Annotated in this window: 19 protein-coding genes; 4 read left to right on the top strand and 15 right to left on the bottom strand. The window is 61.7% G+C overall.

Going from position 1 to position 22,219, the window contains the following annotated elements:
- Window positions 1–155: 155 nt before the first annotated feature.
- Complete coding sequence (locus AAIA72_RS15845; RefSeq protein ID WP_369601253.1) at window positions 156–1,043, top strand: DMT family transporter; 888 nt, start codon at window positions 156–158, stop codon at window positions 1,041–1,043.
- Here AAIA72_RS15845 and AAIA72_RS15840 read toward each other — a convergent pair whose 3' ends face one another.
- From AAIA72_RS15840 to AAIA72_RS15830, 3 genes are read right to left on the bottom strand one after another with little or no spacing between them, the layout of a single operon-like run.
- Window positions 1,044–1,862, bottom strand: coding sequence for an ATP-dependent Clp protease proteolytic subunit (locus tag AAIA72_RS15840; RefSeq protein ID WP_369601252.1), 819 nt, complete (start codon window positions 1,860–1,862; stop codon window positions 1,044–1,046). It abuts the gene before it with no gap.
- Window positions 1,863–1,877: 15 nt separating this feature from the next.
- On the bottom strand, window positions 1,878–2,603 hold the full coding sequence (locus AAIA72_RS15835) for a rhomboid family intramembrane serine protease (protein ID WP_369601251.1): 726 nt from the start codon (window positions 2,601–2,603) through the stop codon (window positions 1,878–1,880).
- On the bottom strand, window positions 2,587–3,720 hold the full coding sequence (locus tag AAIA72_RS15830) for a mechanosensitive ion channel domain-containing protein (protein ID WP_369601250.1): 1,134 nt from the start codon (window positions 3,718–3,720) through the stop codon (window positions 2,587–2,589). The genes AAIA72_RS15835 and AAIA72_RS15830 overlap by 17 nt, the downstream gene beginning before the upstream one ends.
- A gap of 160 nt (window positions 3,721–3,880) precedes the next feature.
- Between AAIA72_RS15830 and AAIA72_RS15825 the strand changes: the two genes are divergently transcribed.
- On the top strand, window positions 3,881–6,139 hold the full coding sequence (locus AAIA72_RS15825; protein ID WP_369601249.1) for an EAL domain-containing protein: 2,259 nt from the start codon (window positions 3,881–3,883) through the stop codon (window positions 6,137–6,139).
- Between the two features lie 7 nt (window positions 6,140–6,146).
- Here AAIA72_RS15825 and phrB read toward each other — a convergent pair whose 3' ends face one another.
- The 8 genes from phrB to AAIA72_RS15785 form a co-directional block, all read right to left on the bottom strand.
- The gene (gene phrB, locus AAIA72_RS15820; RefSeq protein WP_369601248.1) at window positions 6,147–7,559 is read right to left on the bottom strand and encodes a deoxyribodipyrimidine photo-lyase; all 1,413 of its coding nucleotides are present in this window, start codon (window positions 7,557–7,559) and stop codon (window positions 6,147–6,149) included.
- Entirely contained in the window at window positions 7,556–8,359 is an 804-nt protein-coding gene (locus tag AAIA72_RS15815) for a MerR family transcriptional regulator (protein ID WP_369601247.1), read from the bottom strand. The genes phrB and AAIA72_RS15815 overlap by 4 nt, the downstream gene beginning before the upstream one ends.
- Window position 8,360: 1 nt before the next feature.
- Window positions 8,361–9,302 carry a YbgA family protein gene (locus tag AAIA72_RS15810; RefSeq protein ID WP_369601246.1) on the bottom strand — a complete coding sequence of 314 codons (942 nt, stop codon included), beginning with the start codon at window positions 9,300–9,302 and terminating at the stop codon, window positions 8,361–8,363.
- A 300-nt stretch (window positions 9,303–9,602) separates the two neighbouring features.
- The gene (feoB, locus tag AAIA72_RS15805) at window positions 9,603–11,768 is read right to left on the bottom strand and encodes a ferrous iron transport protein B (protein ID WP_369601245.1); all 2,166 of its coding nucleotides are present in this window, start codon (window positions 11,766–11,768) and stop codon (window positions 9,603–9,605) included.
- Window positions 11,761–11,997 carry a ferrous iron transport protein A gene (locus tag AAIA72_RS15800; protein ID WP_369601244.1) on the bottom strand — a complete coding sequence of 79 codons (237 nt, stop codon included), beginning with the start codon at window positions 11,995–11,997 and terminating at the stop codon, window positions 11,761–11,763. The genes feoB and AAIA72_RS15800 overlap by 8 nt, the downstream gene beginning before the upstream one ends.
- Before the next feature lie 109 nt (window positions 11,998–12,106).
- Window positions 12,107–12,457 (bottom strand): hypothetical protein, encoded by a 351-nt coding sequence (locus AAIA72_RS15795; protein WP_369601243.1) that lies wholly within the window; start codon window positions 12,455–12,457, stop codon window positions 12,107–12,109.
- Window positions 12,447–13,391 (bottom strand): metallophosphoesterase, encoded by a 945-nt coding sequence (locus tag AAIA72_RS15790; protein WP_369601242.1) that lies wholly within the window; start codon window positions 13,389–13,391, stop codon window positions 12,447–12,449. Before AAIA72_RS15790 ends, AAIA72_RS15795 begins: the two co-directional genes overlap by 11 nt.
- Window positions 13,392–13,411: 20 nt before the next feature.
- Window positions 13,412–14,431: a helix-turn-helix transcriptional regulator gene (locus tag AAIA72_RS15785; protein ID WP_369601241.1), complete on the bottom strand. Its 1,020-nt coding sequence runs from the start codon at window positions 14,429–14,431 to the stop codon at window positions 13,412–13,414.
- Between the two features lie 187 nt (window positions 14,432–14,618).
- Here AAIA72_RS15785 and AAIA72_RS15780 point away from each other — a divergent pair, with 187 nt between their 5' ends.
- On the top strand, window positions 14,619–15,158 hold the full coding sequence (locus AAIA72_RS15780) for a hypothetical protein (protein ID WP_369601240.1): 540 nt from the start codon (window positions 14,619–14,621) through the stop codon (window positions 15,156–15,158).
- A gap of 39 nt (window positions 15,159–15,197) precedes the next feature.
- On the opposite strand, the gene prpF is transcribed toward AAIA72_RS15780, so the two are convergent.
- The 4 genes from prpF to AAIA72_RS15760 all read right to left on the bottom strand — a co-directional run bounded on the left by prpF (window position 15,198) and on the right by AAIA72_RS15760 (window position 21,265).
- On the bottom strand, window positions 15,198–16,376 hold the full coding sequence (gene prpF / locus AAIA72_RS15775; protein ID WP_369601239.1) for a 2-methylaconitate cis-trans isomerase PrpF: 1,179 nt from the start codon (window positions 16,374–16,376) through the stop codon (window positions 15,198–15,200).
- Window positions 16,373–18,979 (bottom strand): Fe/S-dependent 2-methylisocitrate dehydratase AcnD, encoded by a 2,607-nt coding sequence (gene acnD / locus AAIA72_RS15770; protein ID WP_369603021.1) that lies wholly within the window; start codon window positions 18,977–18,979, stop codon window positions 16,373–16,375. Before acnD ends, prpF begins: the two co-directional genes overlap by 4 nt.
- A gap of 7 nt (window positions 18,980–18,986) precedes the next feature.
- Window positions 18,987–19,658 carry a GntR family transcriptional regulator gene (locus tag AAIA72_RS15765; protein WP_369601238.1) on the bottom strand — a complete coding sequence of 224 codons (672 nt, stop codon included), beginning with the start codon at window positions 19,656–19,658 and terminating at the stop codon, window positions 18,987–18,989.
- Window positions 19,659–19,822: 164 nt separating this feature from the next.
- A complete protein-coding gene (locus tag AAIA72_RS15760) occupies window positions 19,823–21,265 on the bottom strand; it encodes a DUF945 family protein (RefSeq protein WP_369601237.1) in 1,443 nt (480 codons plus the stop codon).
- A 172-nt stretch (window positions 21,266–21,437) separates the two neighbouring features.
- Here AAIA72_RS15760 and AAIA72_RS15755 point away from each other — a divergent pair, with 172 nt between their 5' ends.
- Window positions 21,438–22,214: a hypothetical protein gene (locus tag AAIA72_RS15755; RefSeq protein ID WP_369601236.1), complete on the top strand. Its 777-nt coding sequence runs from the start codon at window positions 21,438–21,440 to the stop codon at window positions 22,212–22,214.
- The last annotated feature ends 5 nt before the right edge of the window (window positions 22,215–22,219 follow it).

Raw genomic sequence — 22,219 nt, 5'->3', positions numbered from 1 at the left:
TCATATTATAGGCAGTCCGTGTGGCGTGCGAACGCTTTTATGCACTTTTGAGTACGCTGATGCTGTCACTTCGGCATCTACGCACAAGAAACGGGTGGTCTTGGTTGAGGCGTGTCGTTATAGTGAATTTTCCTCGGGAGTCAGGGAAACAGTGAATGTCTGCAGGAACCTTCGCTCAACTGGTGTTGCTGGCAGCCATCTGGGGGGCCTCCTTTCTGTTCATGCGGATCAGTGCGCCGGTGCTGGGGGCGGCCTGGCTGGCTGACCTGCGGGTGGGCCTGGCGGCGCTGTTCCTGTTTGTCGTGGCCCGGTTTCTGAAACGTCCGCTGCATTTCTGGCAGCACCGGCGGCACTTTGCCATTCTCGGTGTCATCAATTCCGCCCTGCCCTTCCTGTTGTACAACTACGCGGCACAGACCCTGTCGGCCTCAGTGCTGAGTATCGTCAATGCCACCGCGCCCATCTGGGGTGCGCTGGTGGTGGCAGCCTGGACCCGGCAGCGCATTGAGGCCCGTGTGCTGGCCGGCATGGTGCTGGGTATCGGCGGTGTTGCGGTACTGGTGGGGCTGTCCGGGCTGCCTTCCGGCAGTCAGGGTCTCCGGGCCCTTGCGGCGGCCGTGGCCGCACCACTCTGCTACGGGATCGCATCCTGCTATGCCCGTGAAGCGCCTCAGGTTCCGGCCTTCAACAATGCACACGGCAGCATGTGGATGGCCACGTTCGCGCTGCTGCCCCTGTTGCCCCTGAATCCTCCCGGAGCCTTGCCGACCCCGGAAGTCATGGCCGCTATCCTGGCTCTGGGCATTCTTTGCAGCGGCGTGGCCTACCTGATGTATTTCCGCCTGATTGCCATTGCCGGGCCCACCTCGGCCCTGACCGTCACCTTTCTGATCCCGCTGTTCGGCGTGCTCTGGGGGCACAGTTTCCTGAATGAACCTGTGGGCATGAACACCGCCCTCGGCGGGGCACTGGTGGTCGCCGGCACCATGCTGGTGACCGGCTTTTCCCCTCGCGTCCTGTTACGCCGGGCGGCACAGACCTGATTACTTGTGCTCGGTCACGCGGCGGCCGGGCAGGTACTCCACCCCGCTGTGACGGACAGGCTGGGGATACAGCGCCATCACTTCCATGATCTCTGCCGGGATGTCGGTGGAGACATTCAGGCCCAGGTCCTTGGCCATCTGTGCGTTGATGGGGAAGTCATGGGTCCAGATCCCTTCGGACAGCTTGCGTGCCAGCTCATCCGCCTGACTGTCATCCATGCGGCCGGAGACCAGCTCCCGCACAACAGCCCTGACCTGGTCAATGGCCATGCGGGCCTGATCGGCCATGATCAGCGTCTGGTCGTCCACCTTTTCCACCGGCTTGCGCTCGATGGCACGCAGAATGGAAGCCGCCGGTGCCTGTCCGAGTTGCGGATCCACCGGTCCGAGCACAGCATGTTCGGCCATGATGATTTCATCGGCTGCCAGTGAAATCAGTGTGCCGCCGGACATGGCGTAATGGGGCACGATGACCCGCACCGGTGCAGGATGCTTTTTCAGCGCCCGCGCGATCTGAACTGAAGCCAGAACCAGACCGCCCGGCGTGTGGAGGACCAGGTCAATGGGAACGTCCTTGTCCGTCAGGTGGATGGCACGGAGGATTTCTTCCGAATCCTGCACGTCAATGAAACGCATGAGCGGGAAACCCAGCAGGCTCATGGTCTCCTGCCGGTGCACCATCATGATGACGCGGCTCTTGCGTTCCTTTTCCAGCCGGGCGATGGCCCGGACCCGGGCCGCTTCCAGCATGCGCTGTCGCATCACCGGCTGAAGTGCAGAAAGAATGAAGAACAGCCAGAAAAGTTGGGTGATGTCCATGTGAATCTCCTGTTGTCAGAAAAGGGTTCGCCAGCTGGCCTGATCACGGTAGAAGCGCAGGTTGCGCAAGGGGTCGAGGAACAGGCGGTACAGTACCATGCCGGCAATGAATCCGCCCACATGTGCCCACCACGCCACACCGCCCATGTTCTGCGGCATGAAGAGACTGGCCGTGCCCGGCAGCAGTTGCATGCCAAACCAGACCAGGAGGTAGAGCGTTGCGGGTATGGTGAAGAAAAACGGAAAAATCAGCACCGGCACCATGACAATGATCTGCGAGTGACGGAACATTAGGAAGTAGGCACCCAGCACGCCGGAGATGGCACCTGATGCCCCCACTGTGGGAATGCGGGCATCCAGGTTCAGCAGGGTGTGCAGCACAGCCGCCGCCAGACCACACAGAATGTAGAAGGCGAGATAGCGCCACGGCCCCATGCGGTCTTCCACGTTGTCTCCGAAAATCCACAGGGTCCACATGTTGCCAATCAGATGCATCCAGCTGCCGTGCAGGAACATGCTGGTGAGGAATGGCCAGTAGTCACCCAGCGGCAGGCCGGCCCAGATCGCCCATTCCGGCTGACTGTATCGTGCCGGGACCAATCCGAACATGTAGATGAAACGCTCCTGGAGTTCCGGCGGCAGGGACACCTGAAACAGGAAAATGGCGCTGTTGAGGCCGATCAGAAGCCAGGTCATCCAGGGCACATAGCGGCTGGGAATGGTGTCACGGATGGGGAACATCTTTTCTTTCCTGTGTGTCTGGATTTGTGCCGGCGACCTCTTCAGGTTCCCCGGGGCTCACTTTGCGCTCTTCCGCATCGGCATCCGGCTCGGGAATGGCTTTCAGTGCATCATCCAGAGCCTGCAGGCGCGCCTCGATCTGTTTCTTCGTCGTCTTGTCTGGCGCTTCATTTAACTGGGTCTTCAGCTGATCAATTTCAACCAGTATCTGCTTGCGCTGTGCGTAAGCGGTCGCAGCCGTTTCTGCCTTGTCAAAGGCGACATCCTCCACACGTTTCTTTTCTTCCTGCCTGCCAGAGCGCCGCCAGTCCGCCTTGGGAATCACCGGCACGTCAGGGTCAAGCACCCGCTGGTTCATGAAGTTGGGAGACACGATCTCCACGCCTGCACCGTGCAGACTGTCCAGCACGCTGCTGCTGAGCTTCGAGCGCGCCGAGACCAGGCTACTGACCTCCGTCAGCAATCCGCTGACCCGGTAGGCCACACTGAAGTCTCCGAGGTTGTCGATAATGACAAAGGCCTCATCCAGCCCGGCGTTACGGGCGGCATCCAGCATCAGTTTCTCCACCGTCGCGTGATGGACATCATAGCCCAGTGTGACGGTACAGCTGATCAGGGTTCCCGATTTGCGGATCACGGATACCGGGTTCTGGATAAACACGGCATTGGGAATGGAGACAAACTCCCGCGATTCAGTCTGGATACCCGTATCCAGAAGGCCCCGGTCATAGACCCTGCCGAAAAACCCCTGTACGCGGATAAAATCCCCGATGGTGAACGGCCGGGTGACCCGCAGCATGATACCTGCCATAAGGTTGGCAAAAATGGTGGTGGAAGAGAACGCAAAGGCACCCGAGAGCAGCAAGCCCATGAATCCCAGCACCTGCCCCTTGAGTCCCTCGGGAATGGGCATGGCCAGCACCACGGCGGCAATGGCCGTGACCGTGAGGCCAAACATGATAAGCTGCCGGGCAAAGCGCTTTTCACTGCTGAGGTTTTCATGACGACCCAGCAGGATCCAGTGAGTGCCGGCCAGTATGCTGACGGAAATCAGCAGCGTCACAGCCAGCGGCCACCAGGCGCGCGTCGCCGCAACCAACTGAAAGACCAGATCCATATCTTCCCCTTGAGCCCACACCAGACCTCATTCTACAGAGGTAAGTCAGCAAGTCCACGAAACAGGCACCAGAATGGTACAGTTTTATCACTTGTGGTGAAATCTGAGCTACACTTGACGAACAACCGGTTGCAATCGATGCCCCCAAGGCCCCCTGATCATGAAACCTGAGAATCTGGCTGACCTGCTGGCCGAACAGCAGGCCATCATCGAGAAAATAGCCCAGGGCGCGCCCCTGCAGGAGACGCTTGAGTCAGTCTGTCTGTTTGTGGAAGCCATGCTGGCCCGCGACGATGCCCGCTGTTCGGTACTCCTGCTGGAGGGGGATACCCTTCGCCATGGCGCCGCCCCCTCGCTGCCGCCGGCATACTGTGCGGCTGTCGATGGTGTGGCCATCGGCCCGAAAGCCGGTTCGTGCGGAACGGCAGCCTGCCGCGGGGAGCAGGTGATTGTCTCGGACATTGCCACCGATCCGCTGTGGACGGAGTTCAGGGATCTGGCGCTTCCTCACGGACTCAAGGCATGCTGGTCCACCCCCATACGGGGGCAGGATGACGCCATTCTGGGCACCTTTGCCATCTATTATCCGACACCCAAGGCCCCCGAGCCCTGGCATCTGGAGCTGATCAGCCGGTTTACTCACCTCTGCGCCATTGTCATCGAGCGCCACCGGACACGCCAGCGGGAACAGGCGCTGGTGGCCGAGCTCCGGGCCACCAACGAACAATTGCGCGCCTTCACGCGACTGATACCCGATCTGGGGTTCATCATCGATGATCAGGGCCGCTACGAGGCGGTGTATGGAGCCCGGGACGAGCTGCTGTTCCAGCCCCGGGACAGTCTGATCGGCCGAACCGTGGAAGAGGTCCTGCCTCCGGAAGCCGCCGCACAGGTCATGGCGGTGATCCGCAATACCCTGGAAACGGGTGAGCAGCAGACGATTGAATATCAGCTCCCCCTGGCCCAGGGCTCACGAATCTTTGAAGGCCGGACGGCACCGGTCGACCACTATGACCCGGCCCGCCCGGAGCGGCGTCACGTGCTGTGGATGGCCCGTGATGTGACCGAGCGCCATCTGGCCGAAGAAAAGATCCGCCATCTGGCCTACTATGATCCGCTGACCCTCCTGCCCAACCGGCGCATGCTGACCGATCGCCTGGAGGAGCTGCTGGAGCTCAGCCTGCGCCATGATGAAGTGGGCGCACTGCTCTATCTCGACCTGGATCACTTCAAGCGCATCAATGACGTGCTGGGGCACAGTATCGGTGATCGCCTGCTGCAGCAGGTTGCGGACCGGCTCAGGCGCCTGATGCGCGCATCGGATCTGGTGGCGCGGATCGGCGGCGACGAGTTTGTCATTGTGCTGGATCACAGCCGGGATCAGACACTGGAAATGGCAGAACACGCGGCCGAAGCGGCCAGACGGATTCTGGACGAACTCATACGACCGTTCTCACTTTCCGGTACGGAGTACCGCATTGGTGCCAGCATCGGTATCAGCATGATCGATGCAAAGAGTGCCAGTATTGATGCCCTGCTCCGGCAGGCCGATATTGCCATGTACCATGCCAAATCCAGCGGACGCAACCGGTTTGCCTTCTATGATCCTCAGCTTCAGGAAGCGGTTGATCACTATCTGCGGACGGAAGAAGCGTTGCAGCAGGCACTGGAGGCGGGCATTCTGACAGCCTGGTTTCAGCCCCAGGTGGATGCGCAGGGACGGATCACGGGCGCAGAGGCGCTGGTGCGCTGGCCCCATCCGGAGCGGGGCATGATTCCGCCGGATCAGTTCCTGCCCGTGGCCGAGCAGACCGGGCTGATTCACCCGTTGCAAAAAGTGGTGATGCGACACGCGTGCGATCTGGTCCGAGCACTGGAAGCCTTGGGGCGCCTCCCCTCAGCGTTCCGTGTTGCCGTGAATATCAGCCCCAGTCTGTTCCACGCCAATCCCCTTGCCAGCACACTGGACATCGTGACCTCAGCGGGCCTGAGCCCGCGACGCTTCACATTGGAACTGACGGAGCATCTGCTGATGGACACCTCGGCGGAAGTCCGGATGGTACTGGAGCAGCTGCGTTGCGCCGGCTTCCGTCTCTCCATTGATGACTTCGGAACCGGTTACTCCTCGCTGGCCTATCTGAAGAACTTACCGGTGGATGAAATCAAGATCGACCGGGGTTTCGTGGAAAGCCTGACAGAACGCACCCCGACCTCGCCCATCATTGAAGCCATCGTGGCGCTGGCGCGAAGTTTCGGATTTCATCTGGTGGCGGAAGGCGTGGAAACCCGGCAGCAATCTGAAGCCCTGATCAGCCAGGGGGTGGGCCACCTGCAGGGTTACTACTACGGCCGACCGATGCCAGCGGAGGCTTTCCTGGAAGTGTGGCAGGCACAGGTCGCCCAAAGCCCTTCAGGCTAGGGCACTTTCAACGCGCCCGTTCAAACGCTTCCAGGGCCTGCAACCGGGCCTGCTTGTGATCCACCATGGGTGCCGGATAATCCAGTCGCATGTTCCGCTTTTCTGCCCAGAGCAGCGGGGTATGAGCATATTTTCCGGGGACACCGGCCAGCTCGGGCACCCAGCGGCGCACATATTCCCCCTCGGGGTCATAACGCATGCCCTGAGTGACCGGATTGAAGACCCGGAAATAGGGCTGTGCGTCCGTGCCGGTGGATGCGGCCCACTGCCAGCCACCGTTGTTGGCGGCAAAATCACCGTCCACCAGATGTCGCATGAAAAACCGTTCGCCCGCCTGCCAGTGGATGAGCAGGTCCTTGGTCAGGAAACTGGCCACAATCATGCGCACACGATTGTGCATCCAGCCAGTCGCCCGCAGCTGACGCATGCCCGCGTCCACAATGGGAAAGCCGGTGCGCCCTTCGGCCCAGCGCGAAAAGGCCGCTTCATCCTGCCGCCACGCCACACGCCGGGTCCAGACCTGAAAGGGCTGCCCCCGGACCAGTGCCGGCCAGGCCACGATGAGATGCTGATAGAAGTCCCGCCATCCCAGTTCATTGATCCAGGCAAAGGCCGGCGATTGCGGGTTGACGAGCCCATCCGGAAAGACTTCCAGCGCGGCTGTCAGGCACTGGCGGGCCGACAGCGCGCCGATGGAGAGCCAGGGAGAAAGCTGGCTCGTGCTGTCCAGATCCGGCCGGTCACGCTCCACGGCATAACGTGCCAGACGGTTGTTTGCAAAGGTTTCCAGCGCCGTCAGCAACGCATCATCGTCCACCGGACGGTCCGGCACGGGCGTGTCACCGCTGGCCCAGTCCGGCAGGTTCAGCGGATCCAGCGAGACGGGCGGGCCGACAGGCGCCGGAGCCGGCAGCACCGCCAGGGTCTGGCCGGACAGCACCTGCAGCCAGGCACGCCGGAACGCTGTATACACCTTGTAGGGCTCGCCGCTCTGATTCCGGACCGTGCCCGGTGTCACCAGTGTGCGCTCATGCAGCCTCAGAAACGGAATGTCCAGCCGCTGCTGCACCGCATCGTCACGCTGACACTCATCCCATTCATATTCGTGATGCGCCCAGAGCGTATGGATATGGTGTGCCCGGCACCAGGCTTCCAGCGCCGCAGGGACCTCCGCAAACCGGGCCACGGTAAGTACATCCAGCACGATGCCCAAGTCAGCCAGCCTGTTCCGCAATGCCAGGAGGCGCCGGCCCAGCACACGCAGCCAGGCCGGTCCCCGGTCATGAGCATCCCAGGTCTCCGGCGTCGCCACAAAGACCGCTCTAACCGGCAGCCCATGACGCACGGCCTCCTGAACGGCTGCGGTCAGGGCCGGATGATCGAGCACCCGCAGGTCCCGGCGGAACCAGACACCGATCATGTCACGGACTCCGTTCTCGATGCCAGCCAGAACACCAGTGCTCCCAGCGGAATGACCTGTCTGCCACCTTTGTGCAACTGACGGATAAACACCAGTACATCTTCCCTGAGTGGCTGGTGCCCGACCATGTACAAGGGCAGCCGATCCTGTGCACACAGAGCACTTAGGGTTTCCGCATCCGGTTGCGGGAGCGGCATCAGGTGCACCCGGGTACCACGGAGGTATTCGCCCAGCGCCGTCCACCAGGCCAGGGATTCAGCCTGCCAGTCCAGTGCCAGGACACGGCATTCCGGTGCATTGCGGGGCAGCGGCTTGCGCATGAGCGGCGCGCAGCAGCGAATCACGATCAGACGCCACAGCGCCATGGCCAGATCCCGCTGCGGAGACGGCATGGCGGCCAGCTCGAATTCGAGCGGTGTCACAATCTGATCCAGCAGCGTCTGATGGGGGTACGCCTTCATGGTCTGCTCCAGCAGTCGCTGTGCCCGCTCCTCATCCTGCGCGTCCAGCGCACTCAGAATGTCGTGCATTTCGGGCAGGGGCTCGCTGTAATCCTCAGGTTGAGCCTGAGCGTCCAGCAACGGTCTGACCTTGCTGATGGCCACCCCCTGATTGAGCCAGGCGACAATGGTGCGGATCCGCTGCACATCTTCCGGTGTGTAGAGCCGGTGCCCCTGTTCATTGCGCTCGGGCTTGAGCAAGCCGTACCGGCGCTCCCAGGCCCGGAGCGTGACGCCCAGCACCCCGGTCAGTTCGCTGACATGCTTGATACTGTAGCGTGTCTTGCTGTCTTCGTTCATGTCAGAGCGCCACACGCAATTTCAGGTCCGCGGGGTACGGGTTCAGGTAGTGCTGGTCTTCCAGATAGGGCTGAGGATGCCGGACCATCAGGTGACGCAGCACGGACAGCACGGCCATCAGAGGGGCCTCCCCCTCCCGGTAGGCGTGGATGAGCCGCGTCAGCTCGGCTTTTTCCTCCGGGCTCAGCAACTGCTTGAAGTAACCCTGCAGGTGCATGAGCACGTTGGCATGCTGGCGACGCGTGACCACCGTCTTGAGCGCATCCATGAACTGCTGGCGATAGGTGCGCCAGAATTCGGGCCCGGCCTGCGTTCCCACACTGGCGATGAGCTGTCCGAGCCGGGAGGCTTCCTGCTGGCTGGCCGCCATCAACGTGTACTTGTAGCGGGTATGGAACCGGACATAGGCGTCCGCCGGGGCATCCTCGGGCAAGGCCCGATAGAAGTCATGGAGAGCGAACACCCGCATGACAAAGTTTTCCCGCAAAGCCAGATCCTGCAGTCGTCCGTTTTCTTCTACCGGCAGCCAGGGCATGGCTTCCATGAGGCGTGCCGTCCAGAGCCCCACCCCCCGTTTCTCGCCCTGAGGATTTCCGTGACTGAACACCGGAATGCGCTCCATGCCGCAGGACGGACTCTTGGCACAGACCACATAACCGCACAAGTGTTTCAGCGAAGGCAGCTTTTCATCTGCAAAGGCATGCATCTTGTCAGTGACATCCAGACCAGCGTCCTGGGAGCCCTGGACGCGGATCTGCCCGTCCACTTCCACCAGACGGATCGTCGGACGAGGAATACCGAGGCCAATGGCCACTTCCGGACAGATGGGCACATAGGTCCACCAGCGGGAGAGTTCGTCGGTCACAAAGCGGTGGCGCTTGTGCCCGCCATCATAACGGACTTCCTCACCCAGAACACAGGCACTGACACCGACAGGAATCATACGATTTACCTTGTACAAATTGATTTCATGTACACCTTAGCACCTCACACGCCATTATACAATTTAATCTCTTGTACAATGTCAAGACTACTGGAGATGCGCCTGCCCAAGGCGCCCGAAGGAATGACATAAAGGGATCGAAGGTACGCAGAGGTCCTGTGTCGGTGCCGGACCATCAGACCCGGCACAACGACAGACTCTGACAGCATGAAGGAGAACCCGGGGAACGGGAAACAGACAGGAGCCCCCTCATCCCGCAACGTATTCCGGATCAGAGGAGGGGGTCAGGCGTTGCGCCCGTCAATGACAGCACTTGGCAGCCGTACAGTCCTCTTCCTCGTCCAGACAGACGGCAGGTATGCGCACCATCCGCCGGACCCGGGGACGAGCCTTGTGCAGAAGCACGGCATAGCCTGTACCCAGCAGGGCCGCCATGGCCACCAGCCAGCCAACGGATTCCAGGGGCGATGCGGCCAGCCGGGACACCTGATAAACGCCCACGGCAACCGCATACGCCGTCACGAACGTCCAGACTGCGGCAAAGCCGGCCCAGAACCGACCCTGCTCCCGGGCGATGGCACCCAGCGTGGCAAGACAGGGCGTGTAAAGCAGCACGAACACCATGTAGGCCAGCGCACCGGCGGTGCCGGCAAAAGCCAGTTTGAGCTGGCCGAACGCCGCATCGGATACGCCGGCGGCATGCACCGCCGACTCGGCATCTCCCACGGCGGCCAGCCCGAGGGGATCCGTCAGCACATCCTGAAGACCTGCGAGGTTGGCCGGCACGGAATCCATAGCACCCGCCACCCGCGCCGAGATGGCGGCGAGTGTCGGCGGTTCCGCCAGATCCTGATCACCCTGCCGGGCACGGTACAACGTGTCCAGGGTGCCCACAACGACCTCCTTGGCAAAAACCCCGCTGAACATGCCCACCGTCGCCGGCCAGTTGTCGTGCTCGATCCCCATGGGCGCAAATACGGGCGTCAGCAGCCGCCCCGCACCCGCCAGCAGGGACTCATCCACCTTCACCTGCCCGATGCGGCCATCCGTTCCCACCGATGCCAGCAGGTTGAGCACGACCACGGCAGCGATAATGGCCTTGCCCGCCCGAACCACAAAGCCATGCAGACGATGCCAGGTCGTGGAGAGCAGATAGCGAAGACCCGGGAGATGGTAGCGGGGCAACTCCATGATGAAAGGCGTGGTCTCTCCGGTAAACAGATAGCGACGCAGCAGGAATCCCGTCGCCACGGCCAGCGCAATGCCCAGCAGGTAAAGACCGAACACCACGTTCTGCCCGCCGTGGGGAAAGAAAGCCGCAACGAAGAGTGCATAGACGGTCAGCCGTGCACCACAGGACATGAATGGCGCCATCAGCGTCGTGAGCAGCCGGTCCGGTGCCGTGTCCAGCGTCCGCGCTGCCATGACCGACGGCACGTTGCATCCGAACCCGACAATCAATGGTACAAAAGCCTTGCCAGGCAGCCCCAGCGCCCGCATGCCCCGGTCCACCACAAAGGCGGCACGCGCCATGTAACCGGAACCTTCCATGAAACTCAGGAAGAAGAACAGGCAGGCAATGACCGGGATGAAACTGGCAACCAGCTGGATGCCGCTGCCGACTCCCCCGGCCAGCAGTGTGGTCACCCAGCCGGGCGCGCCGATGCTGTTCATGGCCCAGGTGACGCCATCCACAAAGATGGCCCCCGCCACACCGTCAAAGAAATCGATGAAGGCACTGCCCACGTTGATGGCAACCATGAACAGCAGGTACATCATGCCCAGAAAGACCGGAATGCCGAGCAGCCGGTTGAGCACGATGCGGTCCACCCAGCCGGTGACATCGGTACGCATGCCCTGCGCCTGGTGCACGGCGCCGGCACAGAGCTGGCTAATCCAGGCAAAGCGGGCCTGCAGCTCACCTTCGCATCCCGCCTCACCACCCCAGGGCCGGCCCGATGCGGGTTGAACGGGATGCTGCAGCACCTCCAGCAAGGGTTGCAGGCCGTGCCTGCGCTTGGCGACAGCCGGCACCACGGGGCACCCCAGTTCCCGGGAAAGCAGCTCAACATCCACGTCCAGCCCATCCGCCCGCAGTACATCCATCATGTTCAGCACCACGATGACCGGCCGCCCCGTTTCCAGCAGCTGAGTGGTGAGCAGAAGCCCGCGTTCGAGCGTGGTGGCATCCACCACATTGACGAGAATATCGGCCTCGCCGGAGTGAACGTATTCGCTGGCGATCCACTCGTCCACGGACGCCTCTTCCGGCGCATGGAGTGCATAGGTGCCGGGCAGATCCACCACGCGCCAGGTGGTCCCGTCATGGGTGAAGGCGCCCGTCTTCTTCTCCACGGTCACCCCCGGCCAGTTGCCCACCCGCTGGCGGGCACCCGTCAGCGCATTGAACACGGTCGTCTTGCCACAGTTGGGGTTGCCCACGAGGGCCAGGGTTTTCTCAGCCATCGACGGCCTCCACCACCAGTTTTTTCAGATCCTCTCCGCGCAGGGAAAACAGCGCCCCACGCACCCGCACGACCCAGGGATCTCCCAGCGGCGCACAGCGCACCAGCTCAAGCGTGGTACCCGGCAACAGCCCCAGTGTCTGCATGCGCTTGCCCAGCGCCGGCGGCAGACCGGCCATGTGGATCACGCGCCAGCGGGTACGGGGTTTGAGCCGGATGGTTGAGGTCATGGCGTGTCCTGATGATCAGGGTGTGAGAATGATACGATCTGCAACCATTATATCGAATCATTCTCATTTGGATTTGATCCAGGACAAGAGATTCGGTTAGTCTCGCTGGTCAGTCCACCTCGAATAACCGCCTCCCCGGCAAGTAAAACAGATTGTGACTCAAGGCGTAGATGAGCTCAGCGATGGCATGGTCTCTGGCATCATCCGGATCCTGACCCAGGCGCTGGCATCTCAACTGTGTCAACAGCGCCCTGACGGGCTCCGGTGAGTCAGCGGACGTCGCAGTTTTCACAACTTCCGGGACATATCGGGTGAATTCGTCCCGCACCCAGGTACTGTGGGCAAGATTGAGCGGATCCCAGAGATAGAACAGGATCTCGTCCACGCGCGTGTGAAGTTCTTCCTCCCATGAGGCCATCTCGGCATGAGTTTCAGTGTCGGGTTCGGTTTCAGGTGTCATCTCGCTTTACCTCAATAAACTTGTCCGGTTTGAATTGCCGCTCACCGTCCCACCGGTATGCCACCAGCCGTCCACCCGGCTTGGCCACACTCCAGTCCAGACAGGCCACATTGGCTGCCAGCGGGGCAGGTGTCCCTTCCATCCAGTAGTGGCCAAAGCAGACTGGCGGTGCCTGATGACCATATTCAATGAGATGCTCCACCCCAAGGGGTTCGTCCGGTATGTGTGTCGCGACACTCTCCGGCCCCATAAAGGCTGACCGATAGGTCGTCGCACCGGCATCCCACCATCTGATGCGAATACAGTTTCGCTCATGACCATCCTTGTCATGGAAAATCTGCCCCGCCGGCAAACGAACTTCCTTGCCCTTGAGCAAGGTCTCCAGCGCCTCGTAAACGGGTGTGCCTTCGGCAAACAAGGCAGGCAAGCATTCGCTCACAATTTGGTTGTGCCTGTTCAGGCAGGGCTTGAGGACCTCCTGTGCCCGTTCGTCCCAGCAGGCATGCACCACTCTGAGTCCCCCCAGATCAAGCCACAGGGGCAGCGTCAGGAACCAGTCGATCCACTCACGTCGTTCGGCTTCATCAGGAACGGCATCCAGAAAGGCCCGATGCTGGTGCGTATTTTTCTCCGAATGTGGTCTCAACCACTCGCCCGGCTGCTCCGGCCGGGGCGTGGCATAGCCGATGGCATTCAATTCGTGATTCCCCATGACCGCCAGGGCCTGGCCCGCGTCGACCATGCGGCGGACGGTGTTCAAAACCTGCTTCTGTTCGGGGCCGCGATCAATGAAGTCACCCAGAAAAATGGCCTTGCGCCGGGCGTGTTGGTACACCCCCTCTTGCTGACGATATCCAAGCGTTTCCAGCAACCGGACCAGCGGTGCATAGTGCCCGTGTATGTCACCGATAATGTCATAATGCAGATTCGTCATGTCGCTTTTCATTTTGCTGTTCATTTGGCCTGCCCTGTTTCCTGTCCCAGTATCTGTCTCGCCTGCCGGTGAATTGCATCACGCCAGGTCCGGGGTTCCAGCACATCAATTTCCGCCCCCATGCTCTGAAGCCACCATTGGGTCTGCCGATCATCCGGTACCCGGGCCTCCAGCTGATACCACCCCTCAGCGTCCGGCTCGGAAGAGAGTACCTGCGAGTCGCTCAGAGGCGTTTCCCTGAGCAACCAGGCAACGGCAGGCCGGACACGTGCGCACAGCACCACCGGATCCGGGCTCATGGGGTAGCCGAAAGCCCCGCGATGGACATAATCCCTCAGACGAAAGTCCGGGCAGACACGCCCAGGCTGCTCGCTCACACACGCACTTTGTATACGGTGCAATGCGAACTGGCGAACATCCACATAGTCTTCTGCCATGGCCAGTAAATACGTGACCCTGTAACGAACCACGATACCCTGCGGGTGCAACGTGAGATCGTGCATTTCCGACTTGCTGCGACTGAGATAACGCACCTCCAGCGCCCGCCCGGAAATCAAGGCATCCGTGACAGCTTGCCAGACGTGTTCGTCACACTCGGCAGGCAGCAGAACATTGCCCTCGGGCACGGCCATCACCTTCTCCGACCAGTTGGCCAGACGGTTTCCTTCCAATGCCTCAAGGTGCCGGCGTGCAGACTCGAATTCGTGTTGAAGCTGCTGAAGTGCCGCATGGGGCAGCAGCTGCTTCAGGTACTGCTCGGCCAGCACCAGAGTCAGCGCCTTCGGAGTGTCCAGCGCCGGCAGGTTGCTTTTGAAGTCCCGGTCAAAGGACCATTTGTAGGGCTTCTGAGCATCGTCACAGATCAGTGGAAACATGCCCGAGAGCTTGTCCAGATCTCGCTGGAGCATGCGCATGCTGACCTGAAAACCCTGTCCGCTCAGTGCCTGCATCAGGGAGCGGGTATCACGGCTGCCCGGATAACGAGGGATCAGTTGCAGCAGGGAAAGATAACGAAAAATCGTCTCCTGATTCGCGCTCATTCACACTCCCTGTTTTTTTCTGTCATGTCAGTCCGAGCATCATACCAAAGGCCGCCACGAGAAATCAGGGTTGAAAGGGTAAGGGATGAGTGCGTCACGGTATGACGCACCCTTGCGTTAATCTGAACCTGCGGTGAGGCTGTCGATTCAATCAGCGGGCATTTCAATCACAAACCGGAGGTACATGATGGATCACACACCTGTGTTGAATGACTTTTTCCACTGGATCCCGCCCCATGACCGTCCGACCCGCTTCGGTCCGCCCGCGCCCAACCGCCCCGTTGAACATCGACGCCCACTGCTCTGGATTACCCGCAAGGATTGCGGTCTCTACCTGGTCAACGATACCGGAGAAATGCTGGAGTGGGTGATTGCCTCACCCGGGGGATTTACCACCATTGATGACACGCCGATCACACTGAATCAGGGATGCCACATTCCCGACGGGGACAGCACCACTGCCGGGAAAGATACGAGCGCGACGGAAGGTTGCCGGAGCTATCGGAATGTCGCGCCTCGTGCTGCCGTGCTGCTGGACACCTACGACTTCATTCTGGATTCGGACTACATGCTGACCGTCACCGTACGGGTCAAATCCCCATCCTTGGGTCTGCTGGAGTTCACGCCGGTGCCTGAACGCGGTGGTCTTGCCGAAACGGTTCTTCTCTGGGAGAACGGTGACCACGACAGGTCCTGTGAAATCAAGCGCCTGAAGCAGTCGCCATAGGTCCGGTTCTCTGCGCGAACCGTCACGTTCCGGGGGCTTTCATGCTCCCGGGACGTCCTCAGGCACACGCACCCGGCCCTCCATCAGCACACGGGCGCTGCGGCTCATGATGGCCTTGCGCACCACCCACTGACCGTTCACTGCTTCGGCCTCCGCGCCCACGCGGAGTGTCCCGGACGGATGCCCGAAAGTGATGCTGTCGCGCTCGCCCCCGCCGGCCGCTTCGTTCACCAGCGTGCCGGGAATGACGCCCGCTACTGCTATGGCCACGGCAGCGGTTCCCATCATGGCGTGGTGGAGCTTGCCCATGGACAGGGCCCGCACGTTCAGGTCAATGCTGCCAGCCCCGATCACCTTGCCGCTTGAGGCCGTATAGGTGACCGGCGGCGCCACAAAGGCGATCTTGGGCGTGTGTTGCCGGCCGGCGGCCTCGGACAGATCGCGGATCAGGCCCATCTTCAGGGCACCGTACGCGCGCAGGGTTTCAAAGCGCGCCAGGGCTTGCGCATCATTGTTGATATCCGGCTGCAGTTCGGTACCCGTGTAGCCGATATCGGCGGCCCGCACGAAAACCGTGGGGATGCCGGCATTGATGAGTGTCGCTTCCAGCGTCCCGAATCCGGGGACGTCCAGCGTATCCACCAGATTACCCGTCGGGAACAGGGCGCCTTCACCCTCCGCCGGATCCATGAAGGCCACCTGCACTTCTGCCGCCGGAAAGGTCACGCCATCAAGCTCGAAATCCCCGGTCTCCAGTACCTCGCCATCCCGGACCGGCACGGTCACCAGAATGGTCTTGCCGATGTTGGCCTGCCAGACCCGCACAGTCACGCTCCCGTTATCCGGGATCCGCTCCCGGGGGATGAAGCCGGCGTGGATGGCAAAGGCGCCGACGGCCGCGGTCAGGTTGCCGCAGTTGCCGCTCCAGTCAATGGCAGGCTGATCAATGCTGACCTGGCCGAACAGGTAATCCACATCGTGCCCGGGGCGTGTCGCGGTATCCAGAATGACCACCTTGCTGGTGCTGGAGGTGGCTCCGCCCATGCCATCGGTGTGCTTGCCATAGGGATCAGGGCTGCCGATGACCCGCAGCAGCAGCGCATCCCGAACCGGGCCGGGCTCGCGGGCCGCCTCGGGCAGATCTTCACGGCGAAAGAACACCCCCTTGCTCGTGCCGCCACGCATGTACATGGCGGGAATGCGAATCTGTCCGCTCATGACTGCCCCTGCCCTTCCGCCGCGAGAAAATCATCAGCAAAGCGCTGCAGCACGCCGCCGGACTCGTAGATGCTCACTTCTTCCGCCGTGTCCAGACGGCACAGCACCGGCACTTCAAGGCTTTCCCCGTTGCGACGGCGGATGACCAGTGTCAGCGTGGTCCCCGGCGCCCGCTCCCCGACCACATCGAAGGTTTCCGTGCCGTCAATACCGTAGGTGTGACGGGTATCGCCGTTCATGAACTGCAGCGGCAGAACCCCCATTCCCACCAGGTTGGTCCGGTGAATGCGCTCGAAGCCTTCTGCGACAATGGCTTCCACGCCGGCCAGACGCACGCCCTTGGCGGCCCAGTCGCGGGAGGATCCCTGACCATAGTCGGCACCGGCAATGATGATCAGCGGCTGCTCCCGTTCCATGTAGATTTCAATGGCATCCCACATGCGCATGACCTTGCCTTCCGGCTCCAGCCGGGTCAGGGAGCCCTGGATCACCTCTCCCTTTTCATCCCTGACCATCTCGTTGAGCAGCTTGGGATTGGCGAAGGTGGCCCGCTGGGCGGTGAGATGATCACCCCGGTGGGTGGCGTAGGAATTGAAGTCCTCCTCCGGCAGGCCCATTTTGGCGAGGTATTCACCGGCTGCACTGTCCGGCAGGATGGCGTTGGACGGGGAAATGTGGTCCGTGGTGATGTTATCCCCGAAAATGGCCAGCGGCCGCATGCCGCGAAGCAGGCGTGGCTTCGCCAGGGCACCTTCCCAGTAAGGCGGCCGGCGGATGTAGGTGCTCATGGGACGCCAGTTGTAGAGCGGAGAGACGGTTTCACCCGCATCCGCTGCCGGCTTGAGCATCTCGTCATAGATCCTGATGAACTGCTCCGGTTTGACCGAGCGGGCGACGATGGCATCTATTTCCTCGTCGCTGGGCCAGATGTCCTTCAGGGTCACCGGGTTGCCGGCGCTGTCGTGACCCAGCACATCCTTTTCGATATCAAAATGAATGGTCCCGGCGATGGCGTAGGCCACCACCAGCGGAGGCGAGGCCAGAAAGGCCTGCCTGGCATACGGATGAATACGGCCGTCAAAGTTCCGGTTTCCGGAAAGCACGGCAACGGTGTACAGATCCCGTTCGATGATTTCCTGCTGAATCTTCGGGTCCAGCGCCCCGCTCATGCCGTTGCAGGTGGTACAGGCAAAGGCGACGATACCGAAGCCCAGTTGTTCCAGGCTCGGCAACAGGCCGGACTCTTTCAGATACAGTTCCACCGCCCTGGAGCCGGGTGCCAGGGAGGTCTTGACCCAGGGCTTGCGGATCAGCCCCTTTTCAACCGCATTGCGGGCCAGCAGGCCGGCGGCGACCACGTTGCGCGGGTTACTGGTGTTGGTGCAGCTGGTAATAGCCGCAATGATCACTGCGCCCTCCGGCATGCGCCCGTCTTCCGGCATTTCAACCGGTTTGGCGATGCCGCGCTCGGCCAGCTCGCGCACCGGTACCCGGCGATGGGGGTTGGAAGGGCCGGCCAGAGTACGTTCAACCGTGGACAGGTCAAAGGTCAGCACCCGGTCATACCGGGCATCCTTCAGACTGTCCGCCCAGAGGCCCGCTTCCTTCGCGTAGCGTTCCACCAGGGCGACCTGTTCCGGCTCGCGTCCGGTCAGTCGCAGGTAGTCCAGGGTATTGGCGTCAATGGCAAAGAGCGCCGCCGTGGCCCCGTATTCGGGCGTCATGTTGGAGATGGTGGCCCGGTCGCCCAGCGTCAGATGCCGCACCCCTTCGCCGAAGAACTCCAGATAGCTGGAGACTACCCGCGCCTTGCGCAGGAACTCGGTGAGAGAGAGCACAATATCCGTTGCCGTGATGCCGGGCGCCGGCTTGCCGGTCAGCTCCACGCCGACAATTTCCGGCAGCCGCATCCAGGATGCCCGTCCGAGCATGACGCTTTCCGCTTCCAGCCCCCCGACGCCGACGGCGATGACACCCAGGGCATCCACGTGCGGGGTGTGGCTGTCCGTTCCCACCAGGGTATCGGGGAAGGCCACACCATCGCGTACCTGGATCACCGGCGACAGGCGCTCCAGGTTGATCTGGTGCATGATGCCGTTCCCGGGAGGAATCACATCCACGTTGCGGAAGGCCTTCCGTGTCCAGTAGATGAAGTCGAAGCGATCCGCGTTGCGGCGTTCCTCCACCTCCCGGTTCTTGGCAAAGGCATCGGGGTCATGGCCGGCATATTCCACCGCCAGCGAATGGTCGACAATCAGCTGAGTGGGCACCACCGGATTGACCTTTGCCGGATCTCCTCCCCGTGCGGCAATGGCATCCCGCAGACCGGCCAGATCCACAAATGCCGTCTGTCCGAGAATGTCGTGGCAGACCACCCGGGCCGGATACCAGGGAAAATCACGCTCGCGCTTGCGCTCCACAATCTGCAGCAGACATTCTTCGAGAATGTCCGGATCGCAGCGGCGCACCAGATTCTCCGCGTGCACGCGGCTGGTATAGGGCAAGGTGTCCCAGGCCCCCGGCCGCAACGCCTCCACGGCGGCGCGGGTGTCGAAGTAGTCAAGGTCGGTGCCCGGCAGGGGCTTGCGGTAAAGACTGTTCATCCTGGTCTCACTCATCGGGGGTCTCACTCTGAATGCGTTGCAACAGGGTGTTGCAGGTGTACTGGATATGGCGACGCATGAGCATTTCTGCCAGCTCCGCATCGCGCTGGGCAATGGCGCGCGCCACATGGCGGTGTTCGTCAAAGGCGGTGGTGACCCGGGGGCCGGCCATGCCCAACTGGACACGGTACATGCGAACCCGGTGATAGGTGTCGTCCATGAGCAGACTGATGAGCTGCTCGTTCTTGCTGCCCACCACGATGCGGTAGTGGAAGTCCACGTCGCCCGCTTCCTGATAATAGGTCTCGCCCGCCTTCAGGCAGTTGGCCTGATGGGCATCCAGGAGAGCATGCAGCGCGCGGATCTCCTCGTCGGTCATGTTGAGGGCGGCCAGCCGGGCAGCCATGCCTTCCAGCGCCTCCCGTACCTGATAGAGTGCCACCAGACTGTCCGCCGTCAGACGGACCACGCGGGCGCCCACATTGGCCCGGCGCTCGACCAGACGACAGGCCACCAGCCGGTTCAGGGCTTCCCTGACCACGGCTCTGGACACGCCATGGCGTGCGGCCAGTTCCTGCTCGCTGAGCTTGCTGCCCGGCGCGATCCGGCCATCGACAATGGCGTCCCGCAGGGCAACAAAGGTCCGGTCCGCATGGGTCACCAGGGGCACATCACGCATCAAGCAGCTCTCCTCATGACTTATTGTCGACAACAATAGCCATTCAAGCCCAAAAACTCAATACATGATGCGCTTATTGTCGACAATGATCTATGCCCAGGTGACACCCGGCCGGAAGACCGGCTCCGCAGCACGGCCTGCAGCGGAGCCGGCAGGAGAATGATTTATCGGAGAGGTTGCCCGTTGATGCGCGGCTCACCCTTCGCATAGGTGAGCTTCAGGTGATACAGGCCCGTACTGTCGTCCCGGGTGAGCATGCCCTGCGCCACGAAATTGTCCAACATGCTGTCCGTCTGAAGGGTCTGCTGCACAACCATGGCACTCATCTGTTCAGGCGTGACTCCGGCTTCCTGAGCCTTGAGCCGCAGGGGCAGCACACCGAACTTGCGGGCAAACGCCTGCCCGAACACCAGCTCTGCCTCGCCCTCGAACAAACCCATCACGAACATGGGCTGTTGCTGCAGACGATCCAGATCCAGTGCTTCCACATTGACCGGCCGGAAAGAGGCCTTCAGCTCACCGGTTTCACCCTCGAGGTTCACCTGAACCGGATCCACTTTCAGAACACTCCGGCGCAACAGCTCCTGCAACGACCGGTTGGCCTGTGCCTTGCCCTCCGCCGTGTCCCATTCTGCCGGTAGGCCGGTATCCGGGTTCAGCGCCCGGAACTGCAGCGCAAGCGCGTTGGCCGCGCGGGGATCCAGATCCTCCAGCGATACACGCATCCGCCAGTCACCCAGGCCCACGTCACCCACTTCCAGGCCGGCTGCCACCATCTCGGTTGTGGTCACCAGCCGCCCATGACGAAGATCGGTCAGTGTGCCGACCGTAAACCTGTCCGCCACGAAGCCGGGGAATGCCTTGCTCGCGGAAGTGGCACGGATATCGGTCAGATCAAGGTGCATCTCCCCCATGTCCAGCGCCTCGAGTGCCTTGCGCTGGGCAGTGCGGATCGTCAGGCCACCCAGAGAAAGGGCCTCATCCCCCTGCCGGAAACGCAACCCCTTCCACGTGCCACTGATCTCGAGAAACAGCCCCTCCAGATCCGTGGCTACTTCCAGATCCAGCGGTTCCACTGCCAGTTCCCAGGCGGTTTCCTCCTGACCGCCTGAGAGAAGAAATGCCTGGCTGCGTACCTGATCATGCAGCCTGCCAGATACGGCGATACTGGAGAGGATCTCGACCGGGCCTTCGGAACCGAATTTCTCATACAGCGCCTGCCCGGCAGGCGTGTTCCGGATCAGCTGTGCAAAGGCACAATCCGATTTGGCGTCATCCGCGATCAGGGTGCTGCGCGCCTCCACCCAGAACCCCTTGAAGAACTGAAGCGGTGTATGGGTCATGTCGCTGGCCAGATCCACACAGCCGACGACCTCCCGGGTCTCGCCATCCAGCCAGTTCAGGCGATAGACACCGGTGGAGTGCAGATAGCCGCGCTCATAGTGTTTCAGCTCCACCCGCAGCGGCACCTTTTGGGCCGACAGTACCTCATTGGTGGCGGCGACTTCTGCGCGAATCTGCTGTTCGGCCTTCCAGGCCAGTCCGGCCGGCAAGCTTGCCAACCCGGCCACAGCGATCACCGCGGCTACCCTGCGCTTGTTCAACATCCTCTCAGTCTCTCTCTATGTCAGTCCGGAATCGGTTCGGACAGGGGGACCCAAGGCACCGCTGCCCGGCAGCAATCTAGCACTCCTGCGGGGCGGATACCAGTCGCATGCCTGTTCAGTCCGCCGGCCACTCTGCTACACTCTTCTCCTCCGGTCAGCAGCAAGGCGCACCATGCGGATTTTCAACGACTATCTCGACCTGAACGAGGGACAGATCCTTCACATCCGGCTCGGTACCCTGCGCCTGCACATTGCCCGCCTGCTGCAGGAATGGCAGATCACCCAGACATTCGAGCAGCCGGATCTGAACCGTACCGAATGCGTGGCCGACTATCGTGTTCCGTCAGCCACACCGCCCTTCCGTTATGCCGTCGGGCAAAGCGGTGCGCGCCTGGACATACTGCCTCGCATGGCCCCGCTGCCGGTGGTCGTGCGACCGTTTTCCCCCATACTGGTTGCGCCCGGTACACATATCACCATGTTCTGCAGCACCTCCCTGTGGCTGGACGTGAGCCTGCCGGGAGAGGGGCAGCCGGCGCACCACGAAGTCCCCGTGCGGGAGGAAACCGAGACCTGGTTCGGCCCCACCCCCATGGAGGGTGAACTCTGTTACGCGGTGAAAACCCTCGCACGGCTTTATCTGGACGCCGTTTCCCGTTCCCATGGCCGGGTGCTGACCTGCATGCACATCTACAATCAGGCCTCCAAAGCCATTTCGGTGGACAGGATCTGCCTGCCGGTTCCCTATCTGTCCCTTTACGAGGACGACCAGGGCTTCCTCTGCACCAATGACGTGTCGGTGGAACTGAACGAAGAGCGCAAGGAAGCCGAGCTCACCCTGCGGTCACGCCCCTGGCATCACCTCGGGACCGTGCGCAAGGTGGCAGAACCGCGCATACAGAGCCAGACGAGTCGCCTGAAACGCGTACTCGGGCGCTGGTTACAGTGAGGACA

Source organism: Thermohahella caldifontis, assembly GCF_041153465.1.
Taxonomy (GTDB): Bacteria; Pseudomonadota; Gammaproteobacteria; order Pseudomonadales; family Oleiphilaceae; genus Thermohahella; species Thermohahella caldifontis.
This window is presented reverse-complemented; position numbering and strand designations above follow the sequence as displayed.

What these genes read in the sequence shown, in the direction of transcription:
- AAIA72_RS15845 (WP_369601253.1), top strand. Translation starts at nt 156, where the DNA reads ATGTCTGCAGGAACCTTCGCTCAACTGGTGTTGCTGGCAGCCATCTGG.
- AAIA72_RS15840 (WP_369601252.1), bottom strand. Translation starts at nt 1,862, where the DNA reads ATGGACATCACCCAACTTTTCTGGCTGTTCTTCATTCTTTCTGCACTT.
- AAIA72_RS15835 (WP_369601251.1), bottom strand. Translation starts at nt 2,603, where the DNA reads ATGTTCCCCATCCGTGACACCATTCCCAGCCGCTATGTGCCCTGGATG.
- AAIA72_RS15830 (WP_369601250.1), bottom strand. Translation starts at nt 3,720, where the DNA reads ATGGATCTGGTCTTTCAGTTGGTTGCGGCGACGCGCGCCTGGTGGCCG.
- AAIA72_RS15825 (WP_369601249.1), top strand. Translation starts at nt 3,881, where the DNA reads ATGAAACCTGAGAATCTGGCTGACCTGCTGGCCGAACAGCAGGCCATC.
- phrB (WP_369601248.1), bottom strand. Translation starts at nt 7,559, where the DNA reads ATGATCGGTGTCTGGTTCCGCCGGGACCTGCGGGTGCTCGATCATCCG.
- AAIA72_RS15815 (WP_369601247.1), bottom strand. Translation starts at nt 8,359, where the DNA reads ATGAACGAAGACAGCAAGACACGCTACAGTATCAAGCATGTCAGCGAA.
- AAIA72_RS15810 (WP_369601246.1), bottom strand. Translation starts at nt 9,302, where the DNA reads ATGATTCCTGTCGGTGTCAGTGCCTGTGTTCTGGGTGAGGAAGTCCGT.
- feoB (WP_369601245.1), bottom strand. Translation starts at nt 11,768, where the DNA reads ATGGCTGAGAAAACCCTGGCCCTCGTGGGCAACCCCAACTGTGGCAAG.
- AAIA72_RS15800 (WP_369601244.1), bottom strand. Translation starts at nt 11,997, where the DNA reads ATGACCTCAACCATCCGGCTCAAACCCCGTACCCGCTGGCGCGTGATC.
- AAIA72_RS15795 (WP_369601243.1), bottom strand. Translation starts at nt 12,457, where the DNA reads ATGACACCTGAAACCGAACCCGACACTGAAACTCATGCCGAGATGGCC.
- AAIA72_RS15790 (WP_369601242.1), bottom strand. Translation starts at nt 13,391, where the DNA reads ATGACGAATCTGCATTATGACATTATCGGTGACATACACGGGCACTAT.
- AAIA72_RS15785 (WP_369601241.1), bottom strand. Translation starts at nt 14,431, where the DNA reads ATGAGCGCGAATCAGGAGACGATTTTTCGTTATCTTTCCCTGCTGCAA.
- AAIA72_RS15780 (WP_369601240.1), top strand. Translation starts at nt 14,619, where the DNA reads ATGGATCACACACCTGTGTTGAATGACTTTTTCCACTGGATCCCGCCC.
- prpF (WP_369601239.1), bottom strand. Translation starts at nt 16,376, where the DNA reads ATGAGCGGACAGATTCGCATTCCCGCCATGTACATGCGTGGCGGCACG.
- acnD (WP_369603021.1), bottom strand. Translation starts at nt 18,979, where the DNA reads ATGAACAGTCTTTACCGCAAGCCCCTGCCGGGCACCGACCTTGACTAC.
- AAIA72_RS15765 (WP_369601238.1), bottom strand. Translation starts at nt 19,658, where the DNA reads ATGCGTGATGTGCCCCTGGTGACCCATGCGGACCGGACCTTTGTTGCC.
- AAIA72_RS15760 (WP_369601237.1), bottom strand. Translation starts at nt 21,265, where the DNA reads ATGTTGAACAAGCGCAGGGTAGCCGCGGTGATCGCTGTGGCCGGGTTG.
- AAIA72_RS15755 (WP_369601236.1), top strand. Translation starts at nt 21,438, where the DNA reads ATGCGGATTTTCAACGACTATCTCGACCTGAACGAGGGACAGATCCTT.